Origin of the sequence: Rhodococcus gordoniae (assembly GCF_001646655.1) — a bacterium.
Classification (GTDB): domain Bacteria; phylum Actinomycetota; class Actinomycetes; order Mycobacteriales; family Mycobacteriaceae; genus Rhodococcus; species Rhodococcus gordoniae.
Window position 1 is genome coordinate 72,506 of record NZ_LPZN01000014.1, and the last position, 25,065, is coordinate 97,570.

The following is a 25,065-nucleotide window of genomic DNA, read 5'->3' on the forward strand; positions in this document are numbered from 1 at the left end:
GCCGAGGGGGAACGGCCTCTACGGTCCGAGGGGATCACTCCACCCTCTGCGGGATCGTGTGCCGCTCTCCGTTTTCGGAAGGACCTTCCATGAGCACTTCTCCGGTTCGCCCTGTCCCCGCCGGCGAGATCGAACGCTGGGATCTCGAAGCCGACGTCGTGGTCGCCGGTTTCGGTATCGCCGGTGTCTCCGCGGCGATCGGTGCGGCCGAGAGTGGCGCCGACGTACTGGTGCTCGAACGTACCGGCGGCGGTGGGGGAGCGGCGGCGCTGTCGGGCGGCATCGTCTACCTCGGCGGTGGCACACGACTGCAGAAGGCGTGCGGATTCGACGACACCCCCGAGCAGATGAAGACCTTCCTCGCCGCGGCCCTCGGTCCGGGTGTGGACGAGGACAAACTCGACGTCTACTGCCAGGGCAGCGTCGACCACTTCGAGTGGCTCGAAGCATGCGGCGTGCCCTACAAGGAGAGCTTCTGGTCCCAGCCCGGGTGGGAGTGCCCCGTGGACGACTCGCTCATGTACAGCGGTGGTGAGAACGCCGCGCCGTTCGCCACACTCGTCGACCCCGCTCCCCGTGGGCATCTCGCTCAGGTGCCGATGCCGCGCAACGGTGATCAGGCTGCCGGTCACGTGCTCATGACCACCCTGATCGCGAAGGCCGCCGATCTCGGCGTGCGTGTCGAATCCGATGTCCGGGTCCAGCGTCTCGTCGTCGACGAGACCGGACGCGTCGTAGGGATCGTCGCCACGAGGTTCGGTGCTCCGCTCACGGTACGTGCGCGTGGCGGTGTCGTCCTCGCCACCGGGTCGTTCGCCTACAACGACGAGATGATGCAGGCGCACGCCCCGCGGTTGTACAAGCGGCCTGCCGCGACCGTGGAGGAGCACGACGGTCGTGGAATCGCGATGGCTCAGGCACTCGGAGCGCGACTGGCGCATATGGACGCCTGTGAGGTCGCGTTCTTCTGCGACCCGCAACTGATCGCGCGAGGCATCCTGGTCAACGGCCGGGGGCAGCGCTACGTCACCGAGGACACCTATCCCGGGCGGATCGGCCAGCTCACCATGTACCAGAACGACAATCAGGCGTTCCTGGTCATCGACGAACAGGCCTACGAGGAAGGAATGGCCACACCGACGTCGAGTCCGCAACTCCGTCACCAGCCGACCTGGGTGTGTGGGACGGTGTCGGAACTCGAGTCCGAAATGGGTCTTCCCGCAGGAACTCTCGTCTCGACGGTGGAGCTCTACAATCGGCACGCCGAATCGGGGGCGGATCCGGTCCTCGGAAAGAAGGCGGAGTGGGTGCGGCCCCTCCGATCGCCGATCGCCGCGATCGATCTGCGCGGCATGACCGGAGGTTTCACCCTGGGGGGACTGCAGACCTCGGTGGACTCGGAAGTTCTTCATGTGGACGGAGATCCGATTCCCGGTCTGTATGCGGCGGGCCGTTGTACATCCGGCCTCTCGGCGTGGGGCTACTGCAGCGGCATCTCCCTCGGTGACGGTAGCTTCTTCGGCCGGCGCGCGGGAATGCGTGCGGCGGCGAAGTGAGTGGCACCGGAATGTCCCCTCGGACGCGATGAGCGGGGCGTTCCGGATCCGGGTCCGGGAGGGCTCCGCATCTCGTGTCGTGCGAGCGTGCCGCGGGGCGATGTCGGATTCGCGACCCCTGCCGTGCGCCGGCTCTGCAATTCGCGCCGGCGGCCGGCGACCGGACCTCGGTGCCGGGTGCGCGGCCTGATCGGGTATTCGAACACGCGAGGAGCGTTGTCGCCGTACACGGAAAGGGCGGACCTCCTCACCGTCCTCTGCACGCATTGTGTATGTTCGACGCCGCGAACAAGGGGGGGGCATCGATGAACGAACGCAGGACTGGGCACGGTTGTCGGGGGCCGGCCCTCGGGCGAGGCCGACCGGCACGGAATTCGTCTCCGTGCCCGGGACGAAATATGTACCCGAACGAGGATCTGGTGTAGAACATTTCGGAAAGATGTAACTTATGTCCGAAAAGCACGTTCTCTTCATCGTGAAAGGGAGATCCGAGAAGTGGATCCGAGCCGAATACGTGCCCTGCAGATCGGCCGCTGGCGTCTCAAATACAGACTCGCGGCCGTGCTGTCGATTCCCCTCGTCGTCGCTGTCGCTCTCGGTGCCGTACGCGTCACGACTCAGCTCGACGAAGCGCAGCGGTCGGCCGCATTGTCCGAACAGACCGTTGTCGCCCCGGCACTGCTCGACTTCTCCACCGCTCTGGTCAGCGTCGCTACCGCCACGAGCCTCGGATTCACCCCCAAGAACGCAACCTCGGACGATGTGACGCAGTCCGTGGCCACTCTGAGGGAACTCGCCGCAGGAACCGATCTCAACTCCGATGTCGCCGTAGAACTCGATGGGCTACTCGCCGACGGCGACCAGCTCTACGCCGCGGTCATGAACTCCTCCCTCGGCGTCGACGAGCTCGGTCGCCGGACCACCGACTTCCTGGTGCGGTGCAAGAATCTCTTCCGGGACCTGTTCGACCTGTTCGAGAACCACGATGCTCTCGTCGACGCCACGAACCTGCTCCTGATGTGGGACGCGCAGCTCAACCTCCTCGACCAGATGGAGTCCTTCCGGCTGCTGTCCACCAATCCCGAGGCCGCCCGGCTCCTGGCGACCAATGCCATGAACACCGAGGAGTCGACGCTGCGACTCCTTCGGGGATCGGGGCTCGATACCGGGCAGATCGACGGGATGCTCGGCGATATCGAAGCGCGCCGTAGGCTGATCGAGAACTTCACGCCGAGCAGGCAATTCGGGGAAGACCTCCGCAACGCCATGATTTCGGCGTCCCAGCCTTATGCGGAGGGGATCGACAGCGCCAGCGCGCGCATCATCGGGACGCTCGAAGAACTGGCGGACGAGACACGTACCGCGGCCACCCGCGACGCGCTCCTCGTCACGGCAGCACTCGTACTCGCCCTGCTCCTCGCGATAGCAGTCATCCGTTCCCTGTCGGTGCCCCTGGGACGTCTGCGAGACAACACTCTCGCAGCGGCGAACACCGAGCTTCCCGCCGCCATCGCGGCGGTCAAGGACGGGGCCGACATCGACACCGTCCGTCTCGCTCCCGTCGGCACCGATACGGACGAGGAGATCGGCGAACTCTCCCGAGCGGTGGATTCGATGAACACGCAGGCGCTGCGTCTCGCCGGCGAGCAGGCCCACCTGAGGAAACAGGTGAACGTGATGCTCGAGACGCTGGCACGCCGCAACAAGACCCTCGTCGAACAGCAACTCTCGCTGATCGAATCTCTCGAATACGAGGAGAAGGATCCCGCCCGGTTGCAGAGCATGTTCGCTCTCGATCATCTGGCGACGCGCATGCGGCGTACCGGCGAATCCCTGTTGGTTCTCGCGGGCACGCGCCCGCGTACTCGCAGCGGGCCCGCACCGCTCGGCGACGTGCTCCGCGGTGCGGTGTCCCAGGTGGAGAACTACCAGCGGGTGCAGATCGGGAACACCCCGCACGGATATCTCGTCGGTAAGGCGGTGAACGACGTGGTGCATCTGGTGGCCGAACTCGTCGACAACGCGCTGCGGGCTTCCCCGCCCACCACTCCCGTCAGGTTCGAGTTCTCCTCCGCCGTGGAGGGTGGCCTGCTTCTCGATATCGCCGATCGCGGAATCGGTATTCCCCGAGATGCCATGGAGGAGATCAATATCCGTCTCGCGGCGGGTGAGAATGCCGATGTCGACGCCCCGCGTCAACTGGGATTGTTCGTGATCGGGCGTCTGGCGGCCCGCAACGGCATGAGCGTGCGTCTGAGGCCGACCTTCGACACCGAGACGAACGCCGGTGTCACGGCGTCGGTCTACTTCCCGGCCACCCTCCTCAGCGAGGTGCACACGGTCCAGCCCACCGTGATGACGGAACGCCCCCGCCGGCTCAGGACCGAGGAACTTCCGTCCTTGGTGCCGTCGACGACGCCCGCCGGAGGTATTGCCCACGGAAAGCATCGTGGTTGACGTGTGACCGGAAGTGATGCCACCGCCGTCTCGACGGCGGTGGCATCACTCGTACCGCAGGTGTTCCGGTCTGCCGGTGGTCTCGGCCGGCCACCGCACCGTGCTCGCGCGGTACCCCCGGCTCACATCCCCCCGACGGACCCGTCGGGAAGATGCACTGCGGACCCGGCGGGCCGGGGCCACGGATGCCCCGTCAAGCGTTCGATGTCGTTGTTGAAGCGTTCGAGCCACCGTGCGAAGGTGGCGACCTCGTCCTCGGACCAGTCGGTCAGCACGCGCTCGAGCGCGGCGACTCCGTGGGCGCGCTCGGCGGCGAGCTTCTCCTCGCCCGAGGAGGTGATCCGGAATTTGCGGGCCATCCCGCCGTCCGGGTCGGGGATACGTTCGACCAGCCCGGCGGCGGTCATCGCCGAGGTCTGCCGGTTGAGTGTCGAACTGTCCAGATCGAGTGCGTCGCTGAGTTGGCCGATCGACATCGGGCCCTGCATGCTGATGCGGCTGAGAACCGTATAGGCGCTGCGGTCGAGCGAATGCCTGCCGCGTTTGCGGCTGTTGATGTTCGCCAGGTGCCGGCCGAGCAGCATCGCTTCGAACTCGATCAAGTGGGTCGGCTTGGTCATCGAAAGTCTTTCGTGAAGAACGTCACCCGAGTAGGTCGCCACGTTGCGGCGTCATCAGTATGTACTGTACACATCGAATGCATGATGCGTCGAATATGCATCATGCATATTTCTTTTCTTTCAGGAGTTCTATGACAGACATATCCGAAAATACCCCGGTCCGTTCCGGGGCTCTCGTCGGTGTCCTCGCCTTCACCGGCATCATCGCGGCGCTCATGCAGACCCTGGTCGTGCCCTTGATCGTGGACCTGCCGACCATGGTGAACACCTCTGCCGCGAACGCGTCATGGGTGATCACCGTGACCTTGCTCGCCGGTGCCGTGGCGACTCCGGTCACCGGACGACTGGGCGACATGTACGGCAAACGCCGCATGATGCTCGTCTGCCTCGTGCCGGTGATCGCCGGTTCGATCGTGTGTGCGCTCTCGTCCACACTCGTGCCGATGGTGATCGGTCGCGGTCTGCAGGGAATCGGCGTAGGTCTGATCCCGTTGGGAATCAGCCTCCTTCGGGACGTACTGCCGTACGACCGTCTGCATTCGGCCGTGGCCCTGATGAGTGCGTCCATGGGCGTCGGCGGCGCTCTCGGACTGCCTGCATCTGCCGCCGTTGCACAGTACGTGCATTGGCGGTTCCTGTTCTGGGGCGTGGCGGTGCTCGGTGTGGTGGCGCTGGGCGCGTTGTGGTGGGTTCTCCGCGATGTTCCCGTCCTGCAGTCCGGCGGACGCTTCGACGCGGTGGGAGCGGTCGGTCTGAGTGCGGCCCTCGTCTGTCTGTTGCTGGCGATCTCCAAGGGCGCCGACTGGGGCTGGTCGAGCACCCTCACGATCGGTTTCCTCGCCGCTGCCGTCCTGCTGCTCGTGGTGTGGGGATGGTGGGAGCTGCGGGTCCGCGATCCGTTGGTGGATCTGCGCGTCACCGCCCGCCGGCCCGTGCTGCTCACCAACAGTGCTTCGATCGTGGTGGGTTTCGCGATGTACGCCCAGTCGCTGATTCTCCCGCAGATCCTGCAGCTGCCGGAAGAGACCGGTCACGGACTGGGCCAGTCCATGATCATGATGGGTCTGTGCATGGCACCGGGTGGTCTGATGATGATGGCGGTCTCTCCCATCGGAGGAAAGCTCTCGGCTCACCGCGGTCCGAAGACCACGCTGCTGGTGGGCTGCCTGATCATCGCTCTGGGGTACATGGCGGGGCTGCTGTTGATGGGATCGGTCCTGGGCCTGGCGGTCGTCGCCGCGATCTGCAGCACGGGAGTCGGGTTCGCATACGGTGCGATGCCCGCCCTGATCATGGGGGAGGTCCCTGCCACGGAGACGGCATCCGCCAACAGCGTGAACAGTCTCATGCGGTCGGTCGGCACGTCCTCCGCTTCCGCCGTCATCGGTGTCGTCCTCGCGCAGATGAGCGTGCCGTTCGCCGGTCATACCATTCCCACGGAGTCCGGCTTCCGGGTCGTCCTGCTGACGGGCGCAGGCGTCGCGCTTCTCGCGGCCGTCCTCACCGTCGCCGTTCCGCAGTCGCGCCGGGCCCGTCTCGCGAAGGTCGACGCCGACGCGACGTCCTCCGTGAGGGTGTGACGACGACTTCCTCCGCCCGCCGGTAGCGGCGGACGGAGGAAGTATCGGCGGAGTTACCGCGCGTCGAGCCCGAACGCCCCGCGGTAGAACACCATCGGACTCTGGTCGCCGACGCACTCCAGTTCGGCGACACGTCCGATGACGACATCGTGGTCACCTGCCACGTGCACATCCTCGACCGAGGCGTGCACCCGCATGAGAACGCCGGGCAGCGACGGAGTGCCCCAGCGGGACAGATCCCAGTCGAGACCGTCGAACTTGAGGCCGCGGCCGGACCCGAAGCGAGCGCACAGATCGGTCTGGTTCTCGCCGAGGACGTTGACGGTGAACCAGCCGGTACGGCGCAACCGCGGCCATGCGCGCCCACGGTGGTCGGCGCAGAACAGCACGAGGGGCGGCTCGAGCGAGACCGACGCGAACGACTGGCACGCGAAACCGGTGGGGCCGTCCTCGTCGAGACCGGTCACGACGGTGACTCCGCTGGCGAAACGTCCCATGGCACGTCGCATCTCGTCCGGGCCGGGAACGCCGAGTTCGAACGTCGCGTCCTGGGTCTGAATTCCGGTCTGCATGTGCCTCACTCCGATTCGCTCTGGTCGCGGCCTCCGGCGACGTCCTACGAATCGAGCGTATGGGTGACGCGCGACACCCCGGAACGGCTTCTCGCTGAGTGGACATCCGGTCGCCGCGCCGTGTGCACGGGACGTCTGGGCCCTTCCATCCCACCGTTCGGGACCGCGAAGGATCCGCAATGCGACAATCTGGCCGGTGATGCGGTGCGGAAACGACGGGCCGTGATCGTGGAGAGGGGAACCGGTGCCCAGAATCGGCAAGGCGCGCGACGGGGCGGAGCCGACCTCCGCCGAGCAGCGGCGACGGCAGGTGCGGATCCTGGAGGCCGCGGCACGGCTGGGCTCCGAGCACGAACTCGCTCGCGTCCAGATGACGGAGATCGCACGGAACGCCGGGGTGGCGATCGGCACACTGTACAGGTATTTCCCATCGAAGACGCATCTGTTCGTGGCGTTGCTCCTCGATCGCCTCGAACTCGGCGCGGATCGGCTTCCCGCGCGGACACCGGGGATGAACGCCCGGGATGCGATCACCGAGGTGCTGATCGAGATGACCCGGCGGTTCGTCGACCGGCCCCGCCTGGCGTCCGCGATGCTGTTGTCCAACAGCACCGCGCCGGCGAACGTGGTGCCCGACTCCGTGGAAGTGCGGCGGACGTTCCTCCGGATCCTGTTCGACAAGGCGGGACTCGACGACCCCACCGACGAGGATCGCAACACGCTGCGACTGTTGTCGATGTTGTGGTCCGGGCTGCTGGTGACATATCTCAACGGCGGAGCGACTCTCGCGGAGACCGAGGCGGATGTGCGAAGCAGTTGCGAGCTGCTGCTCGCCCATCTGGGGGATTAGGGAAGGGCTCCGGAAACGACACGAGTCCCGTTCCACCGTCGTGCGGGGAACGGGACTCGCGTGATCACGACCGGCCGGCTACCCGGCCGCCCCGATCGGGGGTGCGGTGTCGAGGGCGTCCCCGAGGGCCGCTGCGGTAGCTTCCGCTCCGCCGAAGGTGAACGCCAACTGCCGTCCCCACAGGAAGTAGCGGTGGATGGGGTAGTCGATGTCGGCGCCGATACCGCCGTGCAGGTGCTGGCCGGTCAGGCCGACTCGCACACCACCGCGCGATGCCCACCACTTGGCGACGAGCGCCGCGGACTCGGCTTCGTCCTCGCGCCCGACGTCGAGCAGCCATGCGGCCCGGCGCATCGTGAGCCGGATCGCTTCGGTGTCGAGGTAGGCATCGGCCGCGCGCAACGCAACGGCCTGATTCGTCGACAACGGCCGGCCGAACTGCACGCGCTCCGAGGTGTACACCGCCGTGGCCCGAAGCGTTTCCTCGCATACCCCCAGCTGAACGGCAGCCAGAGCGATGCGGATGCGGCGCCGCGTCCAGGCCGCGATCTCCGCACCGTCGCCGGGCAGGACATCCTCGGCTCCGATGTGTACGTCCGTGAACTGCACGGCTGCCTCGGCGCCGCGGCCGGTCACGGCCGCCGGGACGGCCTCGACGCCGGGCGCATCCACCGGTGCGATCACCACGGCGACCGAATCGTCGTCGCACCGAACGGGTACGACGACGCCGGCGATGATGGGTGCCCACGGAACCGACGGGATCTGTCCGCTGATGACGAGGTCGTCACCCTTGCGGATCGCGGTCACGGTGGGGCTCGCCCCGGGAGTGTCGTCGAAGGCGCCGGTCAGTACGACGGAACCGTCGACGAGTCCCGGAAGGTAACGCCCCACCTGCGTTTCCGTGCCGAACTGCGCGAGCGGAAGAGCCGCGCCCGCCACGGTGGACCACACGGGGACGGGGGCGACGCGCCGGCCCTGCTGCTGCAGGATCGTCGTCAGTCCGAGCATGCCCATGCCGGCGCCACCCGAGGATTCGGGAAGAGCCAGTCCCAGAAGCCCGGAGTCGGCGAGTGCCTGCCACAGGGGAGCGTCGAAGCCGCCCTCCTTGCGCTCCACCTCGACCACACGCTCGACCTTGGCCAGGGAACCGAAGACCTGCGATGCCAGGTCCTCGACCGCGATCAGGTCGTCATCGAGCTCGAATTCCATGTCAGCTCCTCGTCTCGGCCGGCGTCTTCACGTCCGCCTGGGCCGTCCTGTCGGATTGCGAGCGGGTGGCCGCTGCATCGGGACGCCTGCGCGCGCCCAGGGTCATTCCGAGGTTCTTCGCGGCCACGATCTCGCGCATCACCTCGTTGCTGCCGCCGCCGAAGGTGTTGTTCTGGGCGCGTCGGCCCAGAGCTTCGACCCGGCCCTCGATCACCGCACCGGGGCTGCCGGGGCGCAGCAGTCCGCGGGCTCCGAGCACTTCCTGCAACATGCCGTAGGCCGCGACGACACCTTCGGTGCCGAAGACCTTCGCGGCAGCGGAATCACCACCGCTGAGGGTGTTGGCGGCGATGTCGGACACCAGGCGCAGGTTGACGAGATCGGTCGCCGACAGCAGTGCGTAGACCTCGGCGAGGGTCGAGCGGACCCACGGCACGTCGAACAGCACACCGGGACCGAAAGGTTCCTGCTTGGCCCACGCGAGGACCTCGTCGTACATCTCGTTGGCGATGCCGCCGCGGGCGGCGAGTGCCACACGCTCGTGGTTGAGCTGACTGGTGATCAGGGTCCAGCCTTGATTCAGCTCACCGACCACATTGCTCAGCGGGACGCGGATGTTCTCGTAGTAGGTCACCGCCGTGCTGATACCACCGACGGTCTGGATCTCGGTGGCCGAGAAGCCCGGCGAGGAGGTCGGCACGAGCACGACCGAAATGCCCTTGTGGCGGGGAGCGTCCGGATCGGTACGCACGGCCAGCCAGACCCAGTCGGCGAAGATCGCGGAACTCGTGTACAGCTTGTTGCCGTCGATGACGAGTTCGTCGCCCTCGACGCGCGCCCGCGTCTGGAGTGCGGCGAGGTCGGTGCCGGCGCCGGGCTCGGTGTAGCCGATCGCGAACTTCAGTTCACCGGTCAGGATCTTGGGGAGGAAGAAATCCTTCTGTTCCTGGGTGCCGTACTTCATCAGTGCGGGGGCGACGGTGTTGAGCGTCACCAGCGATACCGGTGCGCCGGCGCGGATCGTCTCGTCGTAGAAGACGTAGAGCGCTTCGGGGTCCTCGCCGCGTCCGCCGTACTCTTCCGGCCATCCCAGGCCGAGCCAGCCGTCGGCGCCCATCTGCCGGTAGATCTTGTCGAAGACCGGCCCGCCCTCGGTCTGGTCGACCAGGGCACGCCGATCCTCATCGTCGATGATGCGGGCGAAGTACTCTCGCAGTTCGGTGCGCAGCCGCCGTGACTTGTCGGACAGCTCGGGATGCATATGGTCTCCTGAGAAGTGTTCGGGGCCCGGGGTTACGGGCTTAACGGTCGGCCGAGAGGACTAGCGCGCTGTGCGGCACCGGCGATCCGCCCGTGACCAGCACGTTGTCGAGAGTCTTGGTGGGCTGGTTCACGGAGGTGCCGCGGATGAGCCGGACACCCTCGGCGATGCCGTTCACGCCGTGGATGTAGCCTTCGCCGAGCTGCCCGCCATGGGTGTTGATCGGCAGGCGACCGTCGACCTCGAGGTTGCCTTCGGCGATGAAGTCCTTGGCCTCGCCGCGGCCGCAGAAGCCGTACTCCTCGAGTTGGAGCAGCACCATCGGGGTGAAGGCGTCGTACAGGATCGCGGCGTCGATACCTTCGGGACCGAAGCCGGCCTGTGCCCACATCTGCCGGGCGACGAGTTCGACCTCGGGCATCGCGTCGATGTCCTCGCGGTAGTAGCTGCTCATCGAGATCTGCTGAGGACCGACGCCCTGCGCCGCGGCGGTGATGATCGCCGGAGGATGCGGAAGATCTCGGGCGCGTTCGGCGCTCACGATGACCAGTGCCTGGCCGCCGTCGCTCTCCTGGCAGCAGTCCAGCAGGCGCAGCGGGTCGGCGAGCATCCGGGAGTTCTGGTGATCGTCGAGGGTGATGGGCCGCTCGTAGAACCAGGCCTTGGGGTTGTTCGCCGCGTGCTTGCGCGAGAGCACCGAGATCTGCCCGAAGTCCGCACTGGTCGCCCCGTACTTGTGCATGTAGGTGCGTGCCAGGAAGGCTTCCTGCTGAGCGGGAGTGAGCAGACCGTACGGGTTGATCCAGTTCCGGTATTCCTGGTCGGTGTTCGAGTTGTACGCGAACGGCGGCGGACCGGCACCGAAACGGTGGCCCGAGCGCTCGTTGAACGCGCGATAGACGACCACGACATCGGCCACACCACTGGAAACGGCGAGTGCAGCCTGCTGCACGGGTGCGCAGGCGCCGCCACCGCCGTGCGGGATGCGGCTGAAGAACTTGAGTTCGGGGATGCCGAGCGCGCGGGCGACGGCGATCTCCGGGTTGGTCTCCATGGTGAACAGCGCGAAGCCGTCGACCTCTTCGACACCGATCTGTGCGTCCTCGAGAGCGGCGAGGACCGACTCGCACGCGAGTTGCCATTCACTGCGGCCGGAATTCTTGGAGAACTCCGTGGCTCCGATGCCGGCGATAGCAGCGGCTCCGGAGAAGCCCTTGACGGTCATCGTGTCTTCCTCTCGTAGGGCTCCACCACGACCTCGGCGGTGACGTGGACGCCTCTGCTGTTGCGGCCCTGCACCTTCAGGGTGACGGTCGCGCCCTCGACGGCGGTCACCTCACCGTTCATGTGCATGGGGTCGCCGGGGAAACAGGGCACGCCCAGACGCAGCGACGCGCGGCGTACGCGCGCCGACGGTCCGGTCCAGTCGGTGACGTACCGGTCGACGAATCCGTTGGTGGCGTTGATGCTCATGAACACGTCCGGGGTACCGCGTCCGAGTGCGGCATCCGGATCGTGGTGCACGTCCTCGAAATCCTGTGATGCGATCGCGGTGGCCACGATGGTCGTGCGATCGATCGGCAGGACGAGTTCGGGAAGTTCCTGTCCGACAGTGCATTCGGCGAGGTTCATGCTTGTCCTCCGGGCTTGCGCAGCTGGGGCAGGATCTCACCGTGCGCGTGCTCGGAGAATCCCACCTCGAGTTCCATGCCGATCTCGAGCGTGTCGTGGTCGACACCGGCGATGTCGGCGACGATGCGGATGCCTTCCTCGAGGTCGATCAGTCCGACGGCGAGCGGGTACTCGAAGGCCGGATCCTGGGGGTGGTGGATGACGGTCCAGCTGTGGAGCGTTCCGCGACGCGAGGATTCGACCGTCTTCCATTCGAACGAACGGCAGGCGGGGCAGGCCGGGCCCGGCGGGTGGCGCAGAGTGTCGCACTCGTTGCACTGCTGGATCTCGAGTCGGCCCTCACGGACGGCGTCGAACCAGAACTGGTTGTCCTGGGTGATGGTGAGCCGGGGGACGGCGGTCATCGCGTCTCCTTGTCGGTGTTCGGGTTGAACCGGAGCATCCGGAATCGTTCCTCGGCGACGAGTTCGCCGTTCTGATCCTCGTAGCGCTTGTACAGGGTGAAGAATCGCCCGTCGCCGAGACCCGTTCGCTTGACTCCGGATACGGATTCGATCGTGTAGTGGGCGGTGATGTGGTCGCCCGGGACGATTTCGCGGTGGTAGTCCTGCTCGACGTTCGTCGCGACGACCGAGGTGAAACCCTCGCGGTCCAGGTCGGCGAGCATCCGGGAGTACGCGAAGTCCTCCACGACGCCCTCGGTGCGCTTGCGCTGGACCTCGCGCCAGCGACGGTAACCGGCCATGATCCAGGTCGAGATCATCGCGGGCGGGCAGACGATCGACTCGCGCCCGGTCTCGCGGGCGGCCTCGGCGTCGACGTAGATCGGATTGAAGTCGTCGTGGGCCTCGACCCAGTTCCGGATCATGGCGTCGTTGACGACGTATCGGGCCACACGGGGCGGTTCGGCCACCTGCCCGACGTATTTCTCGTAGTCCTGCTCGACGGTCTGCATGGCCCACTCACTCCTCTTCGGCACGCGCGTTCGTCGTCACGCTAAGGCGGGCCGACAAGCGGGATCCCCCGATTCCCACTGAGCAGGAGCGTGACGGCGGACACCGGAAGCCGGTACCGAACCAAGCGATTGCTTGGTAAGTTGTGGGCGTGGAACCCGCGCATCGTGCGGGGTGAACGACGTGGAGGCAGTGAATGGATCTGGGACTCGACGGCGCAGTCGTGCTCGTCACCGGAGGCATACGGGGAGTCGGCGCAGGTATCACCAAGGTGTTCCTCCGCGCCGGAGCGACCGTCGTGACATGTGCACGTAACGAACCCGAACACCCCGTCGAGACGGACGGGCGGACCGCGGAATTCCTGCCGTGCGACGTCCGGGACGCTGATCAGGTGAAAGCCTTGATCGACGGCATCATCGACCGCCACGGCCGGCTCGACGCAGTGGTGAACAATGCCGGCGGCTCGCCCTATGCGCTGGCGGCCGACGCGAGTCCGAAGTTCCACGCCAAGATCGTGGAGCTGAACCTGCTGTCTCCGCTGCTGGTCGCGCAGGCCGCCAACGCGGTGATGCAGAAGCAGGACACGGGCGGATCGATCGTCAACATCTCGAGCGTGAGCGGGTCGCGGCCGTCGCCCGGCACCGCGGCCTACGGCGCCGCCAAGGCGGGCGTCGACAGCCTCGGGCAGTCGCTCGCCGTCGAATGGGCCCCCAAGGTGCGGGTGAACTCGGTGGTCGTGGGCATGGTCGAAACCGAGCAGTCGCACCTGTTCTACGGAGACGACGAAGGCATCGCGGCGGTCGGCGCGACCGTCCCGCTGGGACGGTTGGCTCAGCCCGAGGACGTCGGCCACTGCGCCGCATTCCTGGCTTCCCCGCTGTCGGCCTACGTCAGCGGATCCACACTGACCGTCCACGGCGGCGGCGAAAGCCCTGCCTATCTGGCAGCGGCCCGAACGAAGGAGACGAAGTGAGTGGACTGATGGACGGGCGCGTCGTCATTGTGACCGGCGCCGGACGTGGCCTGGGTCGCGCCCACGCCCTCGCCTTCGCGGCAGAGGGCGCGAAGGTCGTGGTCAACGACATCGGTGTCGGGGGCGACGGATCGGCCACGGGGGAGAGCCCCGGTGAACTGGTCGTCGAGGAGATCCGCGCGGCCGGTGGCGAGGCCGTCGTCAACGGCGACGACGTCGCCGACTGGGCGGGCGCCGAGAACCTCGTGAAGACGGCCCTGGACAATTTCGGCCGCCTCGACGTGCTCGTCAACAATGCCGGCTTCCTGCGCGACCGCATGCTCGCCAACATGAGCGAAGAAGAATGGGACGCGGTCATCCGCGTGCACCTCAAGGGCCACTTCGCACCGATGCGTCACGCGATGACCTACTGGCGTGCCGAATCCAAGGCCGGCAATCCCGTCGACGCCCGCATCATCAACACCAGTTCGGGCGCCGGTCTGATGGGCAGCATCGGTCAGGGCAACTACGCCGCGGCCAAGGCGGGCATCGCGACGCTCACGGTTCAGGCCGCGGCCGAATTCGGCCGTTACGGGGTGACCGTCAACGCGATCGCTCCGTCGGCGCGTACCCGGATGACCGTCGGCGCCGGTGGTGCGATGGCCGAGATGATGGCCGCGCCCGAGGAGGGTTTCGACGCGATGGCACCCGAGAACGTCTCGCCGCTCGTCGTGTGGCTCGGCAGCGCCGAATCGAAGGACGTGACGGGCCGGGTGTTCGAGGCCGAAGGGGGCAAGGTGTCGCTGGCCGACGGCTGGCGCCACGGCGAGGCGATCGACAAGGGCGATCGTTGGGATCCGAAGGAACTCGGACCCGTCGTCGAGAAGCTGATCGCATCGTCGCAGCCGCCGACGCCGGTCTACGGGGCCTGACGGTCCCCGTGCGCGTTTCCGGTAGCACGTGCTACCGGAAACGCGCACGAGTGGCGCAGCCGCCTACGCCGGTGTGCGGACGATGAGGGTGGAGCCGGGGAAGTAGGCGGCGAGTTCGGACCGCGCCTGCTTGAGCGTGGCGGTGCCGTAGCCCTGCTTGCGGAACTCCGGATGCACCCAGATCCGTACGTCGACCTCGTTTCCGGTCAGCTCGCCGAACGCGAACCCGACGGATTTCGGCTCGTCGCCCGAAAGATCCTCGGCCACAAGCCACATCGCGGACTCGTCGTCCATCAACTCGGCGCCGCGCTGTCGCTCGGACTCGACCCGCTCGTCGCTGTCGTCACCCAGCTGGTCGGCGCAGCGCGCCGTGAACAATGCGGTATCGGCCGCACTGTGGGAGATGGGACGCAGCCGGAAATGCGCGCCGGTCGCGTACGGACGCGCCGCCGTCGTCCATTGCAGTACCGCATCGAGATCGTCGAGTTCCTCACGGATCTTCTTCCGCTCCGCCTGCGTCAGGCGGCGGAACGGAAGATTGAGCACGGCCTCCGCGCAGAACTCGCCGGTGTCGAGCAGTGATGCGAGCTTCGCGACCGCGTCGCCCCGATCCTTGCTCTCGACGATCACGTCGAGCACCTCGTGGCGTCGTTCGAGCGCCCGGAGCAGCGCGGCTGCGATCTCGCGCCGGTCGAGCACCTTGTCGTGATCGGTGGTTGCCATCGTGCGACATCCCTTCGTCGAAGAACTGGGCGTACGGGATTCAGTATTCCCGCACGTTCCGCTCGCGGCGACCGCGTGATCCGGGTGATCCGGCTCACTCGCACACGACGACGGGAATGACGCGGTCGGTCCACGACTGGTACTTGTCGAAATCCGGATACATCGCGGTGAGGCGCGGCCAGTACGCCGTGCGCTCCGCATCGCTCGCCACGCGAGCGCGCATCGTCCGGATCCGTGACCTGATCTGCACGGTGACCTCGGGGTTCGCCTGGATGTTGCGGAACCACAAGGGATGCTTGGGAAGTCCTCCCTGGGAGGCGACCAGGATCACCTTGTCGCCGTCTTCGAGGAACAGCAGAGGAGCGGTGCGCGGCCGGCCGCTCTTCCGTCCGATCGTGGTCACCAGACATACGGGGACGCCCCGGGGGAATGCACTGCCGACCCGCCACCTGCCGCCGATGCGACCACCCGTGGCCCGGTACACGGCGACGTTCACGCGCGATCCCCACTTGATGATCGACGTCGTGGCCCCGGACCCCAGTCCTTTCGGGGCCTCCCCGGTACCCACCTCAGATCCGTTCGATGATGGTGCCCGTCGCGAGAGCGCCACCGGCGCACATCGAGATCAGTGCGGTCGACGCGTCGCGTCGCTCGAGTTCGTGCAGTGCGGTGGTGATGAGCCGGGAACCGGTGGAGCCGACCGGGTGGCCGAGGGCGATGGCGCCGCCGTTGACGTTGACCTTGTCCATGTCGGGTCCGTGCACCTGGGCCCAGGACAGCAGCACCGACGCGAACGCCTCGTTGACCTCGAACAGGTCGAGATCGCCGATGCTCATGCCTGCCTTCTCGAGAACCTTCGCCGTGGCCTGCACGGGGCCGTCGAGGTGGAACTCGGGTTCGGCGCCGACGAGAGCCTGCGCGACGATCCGCGCGCGCGGCTTCAGCCCGAGCGCCTTCGCCCGGTCGGAGTCCATGAGCAGGACGGCCGCCGCGCCGTCGGAGATCTGCGACGAGGTGCCGGCCGTGTGGATGCCGCCCTCGAGCACCGGCTTCAGCTTGGCCAGCGACTCGGTCGACGTCTCGCGCAGACCCTGGTCGCGGGTGACGGTCGCCTTCTCGCCGGTGCGGTTGCCCTCCTTGTCGACGACAGGGGCCACGACCGGCAGGACCTCGCGGTCGAACCGGCCCTCGTCCCAGGCCTGCCGGGCGAGTTGCTGCGACCGCACTCCGAGCGCGTCGACGTCCTCGCGGGTGATGCCGCGGCGCCGCGCGATACGTTCGGCGGCCTCGAACTGGTTGGGCATGTCGATGTTCCAGGACTCGGGGCGACGGGGGCCGGCCTGATCGCCGACGTTGGCGCCGAGGGGGACCTGGGTCATTGCCTCGATGCCGCACGCGATGCCCACGTCGATGGCGCCGGTGGCGATGAGCCCGGCGATCAGGTGGTTGGCCTGCTGGGCCGATCCGCACTGGGCGTCGATGGTGGTGGCACCGGCCTGCCAGGGAAGCCCCGCGTTGAGCCACGCGGTGCGGGTGATGTTGTTGGACTGGGCGCCCGCCTGGGTGACGCAGCCACCGATGACCTGTTCGACGAGCTCGGCGTCGATGCCGGCGCGTTCGACGAGCCCGGCCTGGACGGCGCCCAGGATCTCGGCGGCGTGCAGGCCCGCGAGCCATCCGCCCCGCTTGCCGATCGGGGTCCGTGCGGCCTCGACGATGACTGGTGTGCCCACGGCGGGCTCCTTTCTCCTACGCTCTTCGCAAAATAGAACACGTTTTTCCGGCTGGCAACAGGACCGGCTTTTCCCAGTGGACGTGCAGATCCCTTGGTCGGAAGGCGCGTCTGTGTTTGAATGGTTTTAGAACGTGTTACATATCACGCGAGCGGTACCCGCCAGGGCAGGAGAGATATCAGTGGCGCAGCCGAACATCCCCGAAGACATCGACTTCACCGATCCCGATCTGTACGCAGACCGTATGCCTTTCGCAGAGTTCGCGGAACTGCGGAAGACCGCGCCGGTGTGGTGGAACAAGAAGTCTCCCGACGTCGGTGGGTTCCACGACGACGGATTCTGGGTTGTCTCCCGGCACGAGGAGGTCCGTGAGGTCTCCCGCCGGAGCGACGTGTTCTCCAACTGGGAGAACACAGCGATTCCGCGGTTCAACGACGACATTCCGCGCGAAGCCATCGAGTTGCAGCGCCACGTCCTGCTCAACAAGGACGCACCCGAGCACACCAAGCTGCGCAAACTCGTCGCCCGCGGTTTCACCCCCCGTGCGATCAACGGCCTGCGTGACGAGCTCGATCGTCGCGCGAGAGCCATCGTGGGAGAGGCGTGCCAGGCCGGTCGTGGCGACTTCGTCACTCAGGTCGCGGCCGAGCTGCCGCTGCAGGCCATCGCCGACCTCATCGGTGTGCCTCAGGAGGATCGCGCCAAGCTCTTCGAGTGGTCCAACCAGATGACGGGCTACGACGATCCGGACAACACCGCCGATCCGGCGGCAGCGTCCATGGAAGTCCTCGGGTACGCCTACCAGATGGCCGCGGCCCGCAAGGAGAACCCGGCCGACGACATCGTCACCACCCTCATCGAGGCCGACATCGACGGCGACGAACTCGCTCCCGAGGAGTTCGGCTTCTTCTTCATCGTGCTCGCGGTGGCCGGCAACGAGACCACCCGCAACGCGATCACCCACGGCATGGCGGCGTTCCTCGACAATCCGGAGCAGTGGGAGATCTTCAAGCGCGACCGGCCGAAGACCGCCGCCGACGAGATCATCCGCTGGGCCACCCCGGTCACGTCGTTCCAGCGCACCGCCCTCGAGGACACCGAACTCGGCGGGCAGACGATCAAGAAGGGCGATCGCGTCGTCATGCTGTACGCGTCGGCCAACAACGACGAAGAAGTGTTCGACAACCCCCGCGAGTTCGACATCCTTCGTGATCCCAACCCGCACCTGGCATTCGGTGGAACGGGCGCGCACTACTGCCTGGGCGCGAACCTCGCACGTATGGAGATCGACCTGATCTTCAACGCGATCGCCGACCACATCCCGGACATCACGAAGATCGGCGACCCGCACCGTCTGCGGTCGGGCTGGCTCAACGGCATCAAGGAATTCCAGGTCGACTACAAGACCTCGGGTGGGTGCCCGGTCCAGCACTGACCGAACCGAACACCGACCGAACCGAACATCGAGGTCCCCGGCCGCCCCTGCGCGCCCGGGGACCTCGCACATCCCGTGTCGTCTACAGGACCTCGGACCTGCGGCCGATCCACCACATCGCGGCCCCCGCCGCGAGCACACCGGCTACCGATACACCGGTCGTGAGAACCGTCCACGAGTCCGGCGTCCACCCGGACGGAGAATCGGTGAGAGGCGTGTAGGCGGTCCATCCGAATCGGGTGAGCAGAGGCAACGCCATCACGGCGGGCAGCGAGAAGGACGCGGCGGTGACCGCGCTCGTCGACGGTAGTGCCGCGCTGATCGTGTACGCGGCTGCCACCGGAAGAACGAAGAAGGTCGCCAGGAGGTGGACGTTGTCCCAGGGCGCACGAGTGAAGATCGCCGTGATCGTGACGAACGCGAGCACGCCCACTCCGGCCATCGGCCTCGGCGCGCGACGGCCCAGCCACGCGCCGACGGCGGCGAGCACGACCATCACGGCCGGCAGAAACCATCCGCCGGGAATCCACGAGGGAGCGGTACCCGCGGCGACGGCCACCGCGAAGGCGGCGAGAAGGACCGCTCCGCTTCTCTCGCGCAGCCACAGGGCAGCACCGATCACGAGTGGGACAGCGACGATGCCCCACAGCCATCGCCCGTTCCCACCGGGACTCGCATCCGGAGACCACACGGCACTGTGAAGAGACCGATACAGCACGACGGCGACGAGCGGTAGGCCGATACCGACCACCGTTTCCCGTACATCCCATCGTCGTTCGTCGACCGAATCGGGAGCACCGGCACGCATCACGAGAGCCGCTGTTGCCACCGCGATGACAGTCGCCGAGAGAACCGTCCACACCGTGTTGGCGGGCTGCGCCGACACCTCGAGGTACACGGCGCTTCCGGGCGAGGAGGCCGCGAACTCCCGGTATTCCGCGACGGGTTCTGCGGTGAGCAGCGCGGCAACGACGCCACCGGTCATCACCGCGGGGAGCCGGGTGCCCGCAGTTCGGGCGCAGCAGACGACGAGGGCACCGAGCACCAGGCCTGCACCGACCGCCGAGACGTACATGTCGAACCGCCACGCACCCGGCAGGGCGACGACCGCCACGAGTGCGGCCCCGGCCACGACGGCGCCGAGCGCGCCCACCCGGTGGCGTAACCACAGCGCGATCGACGCGGCGACGAGCGCTCCCGTGGCAGACGCGGTGATACCCGAAGTCTCCACGGCACCGAAACCGAACCCGGTATCGAGTGGACAGGTGTCGACGCTCGGCGCGGCGAGGACGGTTCCGGCGGTGAAACTGCCGACGGCTGCGAGTGCGTAGAGAATCCAGGAGGGCACCCCCTACCTTCTCCGAGCGGTCACCGGGACGCGGCGCCGACACGCCGGGCGACGATGCGATCAGGTCAGGCGGCGAAGATCCTCGGAGGTGTCGACGTCTCCGGGGTCGGCGAGCCCGGTGCAGTCGAGACGCCGCACGCGTTCACGATTGCGGGCGAGGAAGGATCGCGCGCCCTCGTCGCCGGTGGCGTCGGCGGCGGCGCCCAGCGCGTCGGCGATGTCGAAGACCACCGGATGACCGGGGTGATCTCCGAAGACGGGGAGCGTCACCGTCCCCGTGTGGTGCGCATCCAGGAGATGGCGGACCAATTCGGCTGTGATGCCGGGAAAATCGACGACGGTGAGCGCAACCCTCTGGTGGGCTCGTGCCGCGTCGACCCCGCGGCGCAGGGATGTCGACATGCCGACGGCCCAGTCGGGGTTGTAGACCGCTATTGCTCCGGTAGGGCACGCGGCGGCCACATCGTCGCCGAATGCGCCCACGACCACGATCACGTCGTCACAACCACCTTCGAGCAGTGCCTCGACGACGGTATGCAGCAGGGGACGGCCGCGGTGGGGGAGCAGCGCTTTCGCGCGTCCGCCCAGCCGCGAGCCGTCCCCTGCCGCAAGAACGATCCCGGCTGTGCCCATGGCCCGACTCTACGAGACGGGGCGCACGGTTTTCATCGCGCGGTCCACTTCCCAGAACGCACGCAACGAGACGATCCTCCCGTCGTCGTCCACGCGGTAGACGAACACGCCCTCCGCATCGATCAGATTGCCTGCCATCGTCGTACGGATGGTGCCGATGTTGACGCATTCGTCGCCGCAGACCAGCACGTCGTCGACGAGGAATTCGAGCTTGTCGGTGTTCGCGATGGTCATGTCGTAGAACTTCGCGATCGCCTCGGCACCGTGATGCCCCTTGCCCTCCGGATCGAAGCCGGACGGACCCACCGGATCCTCGACGCACGCGTTCTCCGCGAACAGCGCGAGCCACTCGTCCTTGCGTTTCCCGCTCGCCGCCGCCTGCGACGCCTTCGCTGCGATACGCGCCGGGTGTTCCTCGCTCATGCGGCATCCCTTCCGGGAATGTACTTGTCGGCGAACTTCCGCAGCGATTCCTGTTTGGCCTCGAGCGGGGAGTCGAAACCGTGGCCGTCGAAGATCCACGGCACCACGATGATGTCGGTGACCCCGGCGTCGGCCAGTTCGGCGTAACCGGAACCACCGAACCTGTCGACACACACCGTCTGGATCTCGAACGGCAGGTTGCTGCGGCCGTACTCGGCCCGCAATTCGCGCAGTCGGGTGATGACCCCGACCAGATCGTCGAACCCGATCATCGCCGACGTCCAGCCGTCACCGACCCGGGCCGCACGACGCAGTGCCACCTCGGTGTGCCCACCGACGTAGAGCGGTACCGGTGCGGTGGGCGCGGGACTCATCTGCAGCCGGTCGAAGTCGTAGAACTCGCCGTGATGTTCGACCATGCCGCCGTCGAGGATCAGCTTCAGGACGTCGATCATCTCGTCGACGCGCTTGCCGCGCTTCGCGTAGGGCACACCGCACCACTCGAATTCTTCCGGCGCCCAGCCGATTCCGACACCCAGTCCGAACCGGTTCCCGGTGAGGTTCGCAACGGATCCGACCTGCCGCGCCAGCAGCACCGGATTGCGGGAGCCGAGCTTGAGCACCTGGGTGTAGAACCGGATCGTCGACGTGCTCGCCGCCATCGACGCCGCGGCGATGAGCGGATCCACCCAGGGGGTGTCGGGCGTCCACATCCGCGAACCGTCGGGGGTGTACGGATAGTCGACCGTCTGCTTCTCCATGTAGAACAGGGAGTCGGGCAGTGCGATCGAGGTGTATCCGCACTCCTCGGCGGTCTGCGCGATGCCGGTGAGCTGGTCGAGTGGGGTCATCGCGACCCCGACGGTGAACGAGACCATGATGCCTCCTAATTCGTGGGCCGGTCGGAGCCCACCACCCACATGGAGAAGTACTGGGATCCACCGCCGTAGGCATGTCCGAGTGCCTTGCGGGCGCCGTCGACCTGGTGATCTCCCGCCGTGCCCATCACCTGGATCGCGGCTTCGGCGAACCGGATCATGCCCGATGCCCCGATGGGGTTGGAGCAGAGCACGCCGCCGGACATGTTGACCGGAAGCCGACCGCCGATCGCCGTCTCGCCGGCCTCGGTGAGTTTCCACCCCGACCCCTCGGACGCGAAACCGAGGTTCTCGAGCCACATCGGCTCGAACCACGAGAACGGCACGTAGATCTCGGCGCAGTCGATCTCGCCGAGCGGATCGGTGATACCGGCCTGCTTCCACAGTGCTGCGGCAGCGACCCGTCCGGCCTCCGGATTCACCTGATCGCGCCCGGCGTAGGTGGTGGGTTCGGTGCGCATCGCCGTGGCATGGATCCACGCCACCCGGCGGCCGGCCTGCTCGGCGGCCTTCGCGGTGTCCTCGTCGCCGAGCACGACCGCGCACGCACCGTCGGACGACGGGCACGTCTCGTCGTACCGGATCGGATCCCACAGCATCTGCGAGGCCTGCACCTTCTCGAGGGTGATCTCGGGCTGCTTCAGATGCGCGTACGGATTCTTCGCGCCGTTGAGGCGGTCCTTGACCGCGACCATCGCCCCGATGTGCTCGGGCGCACCGGACCGGCGGATGTACGAACGGACGTGCGGCGCGAAGTAGCCGCCCGCGCCGGCACCGACCGGCATGGTGAACGGGACCGGTGTGGACAGCGCCCACATCGCGTTCGACTCGGACTGCTTCTCCCAGGCCACCGCGAGTACCCGGCGGTGCACGCCGGCCTGGACGAGGCTTGCCGCGACGTTCGCCGTCGAGCCCCCGACGGACCCGGCGGTGTGCACGCGCAGCATCGGCTTGCCCGTGGCGCCGATGGCGTCGACCATCGACAGTTCGGGCATCATGACGCCCTCGAACAGGTCGGGGGCCTTGCCGATCACCACGGCGTCGATGTCGTCCCAGCCCACCTGGGCGTCCGTCATGGCGCGGTCGATCGCCTCGCGGACGAGGCCGGACATCGACACGTCGTGCCGCTTGGCGACGTAATGGGTCTGCCCGGTTCCGAGGACAGCTGCGGGTTGCTTCGCCATCAGTTGCGTCCCTCCAGAACGGCTACCAGATTCTGTTGCAGCACAGCACCGCTCGTCGCGTGCGCGAGTGCACGTCCGGCCGTGCCGTCCATGATCGCCTGCGCTGCGTAACCGATGCGCTCGAGACCGCCGGAGAACATCGGGTTGCCCGTCAGCGGCCCACCGGACGGGTTGATCGTCGTCGACTCGCCCAGGCCGATCGCCTCGCGCAGGATGAGTTCCTGGTGCGTGAACGGTGCATGCAACTCGGCGACGTCGAAGGCGGTGTCCCCGCCGGTGACGGCCTGCGCTGCGGCCCGGGTCGAGGGTGAGACGGTCAGATCGAGTGCGCCGAAGTTCGGTGAATCGGTGCGATGCTCGATCCCGGTGATCCACGCCGGGTTCTCGCACAGCTCGCGCGCCCGGTCGCCGGTCGCGAGGACGATCGCGGCCGCGCCGTCGGTGACGGGGGCGCAGTCGTGCTTACGCAACGGGTCGGCGATGTACGGCTGGGCGAGCAGTTCGTCGATGTCGAAGTCGCCGGAGAGTTGCGCCTTGGGATTGTCCTTGGCGGCGGCGCGGCTACGGACCGCGACCTCCGCCATCTCGCGGTCGGTCCACTTACCGGATTCGAGACCCAGGCGGGCCTGCAGGCCCGCGAGCGAGACGGAGTCGACGCCCAGAGGGGCCACGAGGTACGGATCGAGCTGCAGGGACAGGGTTCGGCGCAGAGTGCCGGCCGAGGACTTGCCGAAGCCGTACACGAGGGCGGTGTCGACCTCACCCGTGATGAGCTTGACCCACGCCTCGTAGAGCGCCCAGGCCGCATCCATCTCGACGTGCGATTCGTTGATGGGCGGGACGGCGCCGATCGCATCGATCGCCGAGATGAACGAGAATGCTCGTCCGGCAAGGTAATCGGAGGAACCCGAACACCAGAAACCGATGTCGGACTTGGCGATGCCGAGCTTGCCGTACAGCTCCTGGAAACACGGGACGAGCATCTCGACGCCGTTGGTGGTGCCGAACGTCTCGCGCACGTGCGGAGCGTGCGCGAAGCCGACGACTGCAATGTCTGTCATGTGTCCGCCGCTCTCAGAGGTGGTGTTCGAAGGTGTCGTAGTCGGCGTCGGGTTCGCCGGTGGGACGGAAGTACTCGATGTTGCGCAGCGTGTGATCCCACTCCTCGCGAGGACGCCATTTCGCTTCGACACGCATGCCCATCCGCACCTCGGACGCATCGCATTCGAGGATCAGGTGCAGGAACGGGATGTCGGCACCGTCGAGCAGTACGTAGGCGGCGACATAGGGCGGCTCGATCTGCTGGCCGAGGAACGGCACGTTCACGATGCAGAAGGTGGTGACGATGCCCTTGTCGGACACTTCCACGGGTTCCTTCGTCGGTACACCGTCGGTGGGGCTCGCACCGCGCGGGGGTACGTAGACCTTCCCGCCCGGGCCGGTGCGGCCACCGATGATCCTGCCGTCCTTCAACCCTCGCAGGTACCAGGATTCCTCGGGGGAGGCGGAGTGCCGGTAGTCCAGGTCGACGGGAGTGGTGATCATCGTGACCGGCTCGCCCTCGGTCGCTGCGACGGTGATCGTCGCCTCGCCGGGTTCGAACGCCTCGATGTCGTGGATGTCGCCGGTGCGTTCGGCGGCCCACCGCACACGTACCCGCAGACCCGTCTCGATGTCGTCCGGGGAGGCGACGTCGACGGCGTGCAGGAGTGCGGTGTCGGCGCCGTCGAGGCGGATCAGTGCCCAGGCGAAGGGCCGGTCGAAGGGCTGTCCGGGCAGCGGTTCGGCGTTCCACGTCCAGCTCACCACGGTGCCGGTCTGTCCGACCTCGACGACATCGGTGAGTGGTTCATGGGTGACCGCGTCGTATTCGGGGGGTGGGACGAGGACCCGTCCGTCGGATCCGCGGGCGCCGAGAATGCGGCCGTCGCGCAATCCGGTGACGAAGGCTCCGACGGTCGGCCCGGTGGATCGTGTGTAGTCGAACTTCAGATTCAGCGGTGCGCTCAGCGGTGGCTCGGCAACCGCGCTCTTTCCCAGGCTCACAATTTCGAGTAGAACAGGTTCTAGTGGTGCTGGCAAGAGCGGCGCGCGAACTGCATCTCTCCACGATTCGCCCGACAGGAAAGGCGTC

Annotated in this window: 25 protein-coding genes; 7 read left to right on the top strand and 18 right to left on the bottom strand. The window is 67.1% G+C overall.

The genetic code is table 11. From position 1 onward, the window contains the following. Nucleotides 1-89 precede the first annotated feature (89 nt). On the top strand, nucleotides 90-1,556 hold the full coding sequence (locus A8G18_RS08125; RefSeq protein ID WP_064063458.1) for an FAD-dependent oxidoreductase: 1,467 nt from the start codon (nucleotides 90-92) through the stop codon (nucleotides 1,554-1,556). 561 nt (nucleotides 1,557-2,117) lie between these two features. Next, nucleotides 2,118-4,013, top strand: coding sequence for an ATP-binding protein (locus tag A8G18_RS08130; protein WP_245207801.1), 1,896 nt, complete (start codon nucleotides 2,118-2,120; stop codon nucleotides 4,011-4,013). 122 nt (nucleotides 4,014-4,135) lie between these two features. Here A8G18_RS08130 and A8G18_RS08135 read toward each other — a convergent pair whose 3' ends face one another. Further along, entirely contained in the window at nucleotides 4,136-4,633 is a 498-nt protein-coding gene (locus A8G18_RS08135; RefSeq protein ID WP_064063496.1) for a MarR family winged helix-turn-helix transcriptional regulator, read from the bottom strand. A 131-nt stretch (nucleotides 4,634-4,764) separates the two neighbouring features. Between A8G18_RS08135 and A8G18_RS08140 the strand changes: the two genes are divergently transcribed. Next, nucleotides 4,765-6,213 (top strand): MFS transporter, encoded by a 1,449-nt coding sequence (locus tag A8G18_RS08140; RefSeq protein ID WP_064063460.1) that lies wholly within the window; start codon nucleotides 4,765-4,767, stop codon nucleotides 6,211-6,213. Nucleotides 6,214-6,266: 53 nt separating this feature from the next. Here A8G18_RS08140 and A8G18_RS08145 read toward each other — a convergent pair whose 3' ends face one another. After that, complete coding sequence (locus A8G18_RS08145) at nucleotides 6,267-6,785, bottom strand: flavin reductase family protein (protein ID WP_016931869.1); 519 nt, start codon at nucleotides 6,783-6,785, stop codon at nucleotides 6,267-6,269. Between the two features lie 244 nt (nucleotides 6,786-7,029). Between A8G18_RS08145 and A8G18_RS08150 the strand changes: the two genes are divergently transcribed. Beyond that, nucleotides 7,030-7,635 carry a TetR/AcrR family transcriptional regulator gene (locus A8G18_RS08150; RefSeq protein WP_064063461.1) on the top strand — a complete coding sequence of 202 codons (606 nt, stop codon included), beginning with the start codon at nucleotides 7,030-7,032 and terminating at the stop codon, nucleotides 7,633-7,635. Nucleotides 7,636-7,713: 78 nt separating this feature from the next. Here the strand turns inward: A8G18_RS08150 and A8G18_RS08155 are convergent, their stop codons facing one another. Genes A8G18_RS08155 through A8G18_RS08180 form a run of 6 tightly spaced genes read right to left on the bottom strand, consistent with a single transcriptional unit; the run spans nucleotide 7,714 to nucleotide 12,692 of the window. After that, nucleotides 7,714-8,844: an acyl-CoA dehydrogenase family protein gene (locus A8G18_RS08155; RefSeq protein WP_016931871.1), complete on the bottom strand. Its 1,131-nt coding sequence runs from the start codon at nucleotides 8,842-8,844 to the stop codon at nucleotides 7,714-7,716. A gap of 1 nt (nucleotide 8,845) precedes the next feature. Next, entirely contained in the window at nucleotides 8,846-10,105 is a 1,260-nt protein-coding gene (locus tag A8G18_RS08160) for an acyl-CoA dehydrogenase family protein (protein WP_064063462.1), read from the bottom strand. Between the two features lie 40 nt (nucleotides 10,106-10,145). Continuing rightward, entirely contained in the window at nucleotides 10,146-11,330 is a 1,185-nt protein-coding gene (locus tag A8G18_RS08165) for a lipid-transfer protein (RefSeq protein WP_016931873.1), read from the bottom strand. Beyond that, the gene (locus A8G18_RS08170) at nucleotides 11,327-11,737 is read right to left on the bottom strand and encodes a hotdog family protein (protein WP_064063463.1); all 411 of its coding nucleotides are present in this window, start codon (nucleotides 11,735-11,737) and stop codon (nucleotides 11,327-11,329) included. The genes A8G18_RS08165 and A8G18_RS08170 overlap by 4 nt, the downstream gene beginning before the upstream one ends. Next, nucleotides 11,734-12,141 (bottom strand): Zn-ribbon domain-containing OB-fold protein, encoded by a 408-nt coding sequence (locus A8G18_RS08175; RefSeq protein ID WP_016931875.1) that lies wholly within the window; start codon nucleotides 12,139-12,141, stop codon nucleotides 11,734-11,736. The genes A8G18_RS08170 and A8G18_RS08175 overlap by 4 nt, the downstream gene beginning before the upstream one ends. Continuing rightward, entirely contained in the window at nucleotides 12,138-12,692 is a 555-nt protein-coding gene (locus A8G18_RS08180) for an FAS1-like dehydratase domain-containing protein (protein ID WP_060653721.1), read from the bottom strand. Before A8G18_RS08180 ends, A8G18_RS08175 begins: the two co-directional genes overlap by 4 nt. Before the next feature lie 194 nt (nucleotides 12,693-12,886). Here A8G18_RS08180 and A8G18_RS08185 point away from each other — a divergent pair, with 194 nt between their 5' ends. Both A8G18_RS08185 and A8G18_RS08190 read left to right on the top strand, forming a co-directional pair. Further along, on the top strand, nucleotides 12,887-13,663 hold the full coding sequence (locus A8G18_RS08185) for an SDR family oxidoreductase (protein WP_064063464.1): 777 nt from the start codon (nucleotides 12,887-12,889) through the stop codon (nucleotides 13,661-13,663). Further along, on the top strand, nucleotides 13,660-14,574 hold the full coding sequence (locus tag A8G18_RS08190; RefSeq protein WP_026002790.1) for an SDR family oxidoreductase: 915 nt from the start codon (nucleotides 13,660-13,662) through the stop codon (nucleotides 14,572-14,574). The genes A8G18_RS08185 and A8G18_RS08190 overlap by 4 nt, the downstream gene beginning before the upstream one ends. 63 nt (nucleotides 14,575-14,637) lie before the next feature. Here A8G18_RS08190 and A8G18_RS08195 read toward each other — a convergent pair whose 3' ends face one another. From A8G18_RS08195 to A8G18_RS08205, 3 genes are all read right to left on the bottom strand, one after another. Then, nucleotides 14,638-15,297: a GNAT family N-acetyltransferase gene (locus A8G18_RS08195; protein WP_016931879.1), complete on the bottom strand. Its 660-nt coding sequence runs from the start codon at nucleotides 15,295-15,297 to the stop codon at nucleotides 14,638-14,640. Nucleotides 15,298-15,391: 94 nt separating this feature from the next. Continuing rightward, nucleotides 15,392-15,865 carry a nitroreductase family deazaflavin-dependent oxidoreductase gene (locus A8G18_RS08200; RefSeq protein WP_064063465.1) on the bottom strand — a complete coding sequence of 158 codons (474 nt, stop codon included), beginning with the start codon at nucleotides 15,863-15,865 and terminating at the stop codon, nucleotides 15,392-15,394. A gap of 1 nt (nucleotide 15,866) precedes the next feature. Beyond that, nucleotides 15,867-17,030 carry a steroid 3-ketoacyl-CoA thiolase gene (locus A8G18_RS08205; RefSeq protein WP_064063466.1) on the bottom strand — a complete coding sequence of 388 codons (1,164 nt, stop codon included), beginning with the start codon at nucleotides 17,028-17,030 and terminating at the stop codon, nucleotides 15,867-15,869. A 181-nt stretch (nucleotides 17,031-17,211) separates the two neighbouring features. On the opposite strand from A8G18_RS08205, the gene A8G18_RS08210 reads away from it, so the two are divergent. Beyond that, entirely contained in the window at nucleotides 17,212-18,465 is a 1,254-nt protein-coding gene (locus A8G18_RS08210; RefSeq protein ID WP_016931882.1) for a cytochrome P450, read from the top strand. Nucleotides 18,466-18,547: 82 nt separating this feature from the next. On the opposite strand, the gene A8G18_RS08215 is transcribed toward A8G18_RS08210, so the two are convergent. Genes A8G18_RS08215 through A8G18_RS08245 form a run of 7 tightly spaced genes read right to left on the bottom strand, consistent with a single transcriptional unit; the run spans nucleotide 18,548 to nucleotide 24,977 of the window. Beyond that, nucleotides 18,548-19,813, bottom strand: coding sequence for a hypothetical protein (locus tag A8G18_RS08215; protein ID WP_064063467.1), 1,266 nt, complete (start codon nucleotides 19,811-19,813; stop codon nucleotides 18,548-18,550). Between the two features lie 60 nt (nucleotides 19,814-19,873). Then, the gene (locus A8G18_RS08220; protein ID WP_064063468.1) at nucleotides 19,874-20,446 is read right to left on the bottom strand and encodes a nucleotidyltransferase family protein; all 573 of its coding nucleotides are present in this window, start codon (nucleotides 20,444-20,446) and stop codon (nucleotides 19,874-19,876) included. Nucleotides 20,447-20,455: 9 nt separating this feature from the next. Further along, nucleotides 20,456-20,869 carry a nuclear transport factor 2 family protein gene (locus A8G18_RS08225; protein WP_006551916.1) on the bottom strand — a complete coding sequence of 138 codons (414 nt, stop codon included), beginning with the start codon at nucleotides 20,867-20,869 and terminating at the stop codon, nucleotides 20,456-20,458. Continuing rightward, nucleotides 20,866-21,747, bottom strand: coding sequence for a TIGR03619 family F420-dependent LLM class oxidoreductase (locus A8G18_RS08230; protein ID WP_006551915.1), 882 nt, complete (start codon nucleotides 21,745-21,747; stop codon nucleotides 20,866-20,868). The genes A8G18_RS08225 and A8G18_RS08230 overlap by 4 nt, the downstream gene beginning before the upstream one ends. An 8-nt stretch (nucleotides 21,748-21,755) precedes the next feature. Continuing rightward, entirely contained in the window at nucleotides 21,756-22,931 is a 1,176-nt protein-coding gene (locus A8G18_RS08235; protein WP_006551914.1) for a thiolase domain-containing protein, read from the bottom strand. Next, entirely contained in the window at nucleotides 22,931-23,992 is a 1,062-nt protein-coding gene (locus tag A8G18_RS08240; RefSeq protein ID WP_064063469.1) for a thiolase domain-containing protein, read from the bottom strand. Before A8G18_RS08240 ends, A8G18_RS08235 begins: the two co-directional genes overlap by 1 nt. Nucleotides 23,993-24,005: 13 nt before the next feature. Beyond that, complete coding sequence (locus A8G18_RS08245; protein WP_064063470.1) at nucleotides 24,006-24,977, bottom strand: Zn-ribbon domain-containing OB-fold protein; 972 nt, start codon at nucleotides 24,975-24,977, stop codon at nucleotides 24,006-24,008. Nucleotides 24,978-25,065 lie beyond the last annotated feature (88 nt).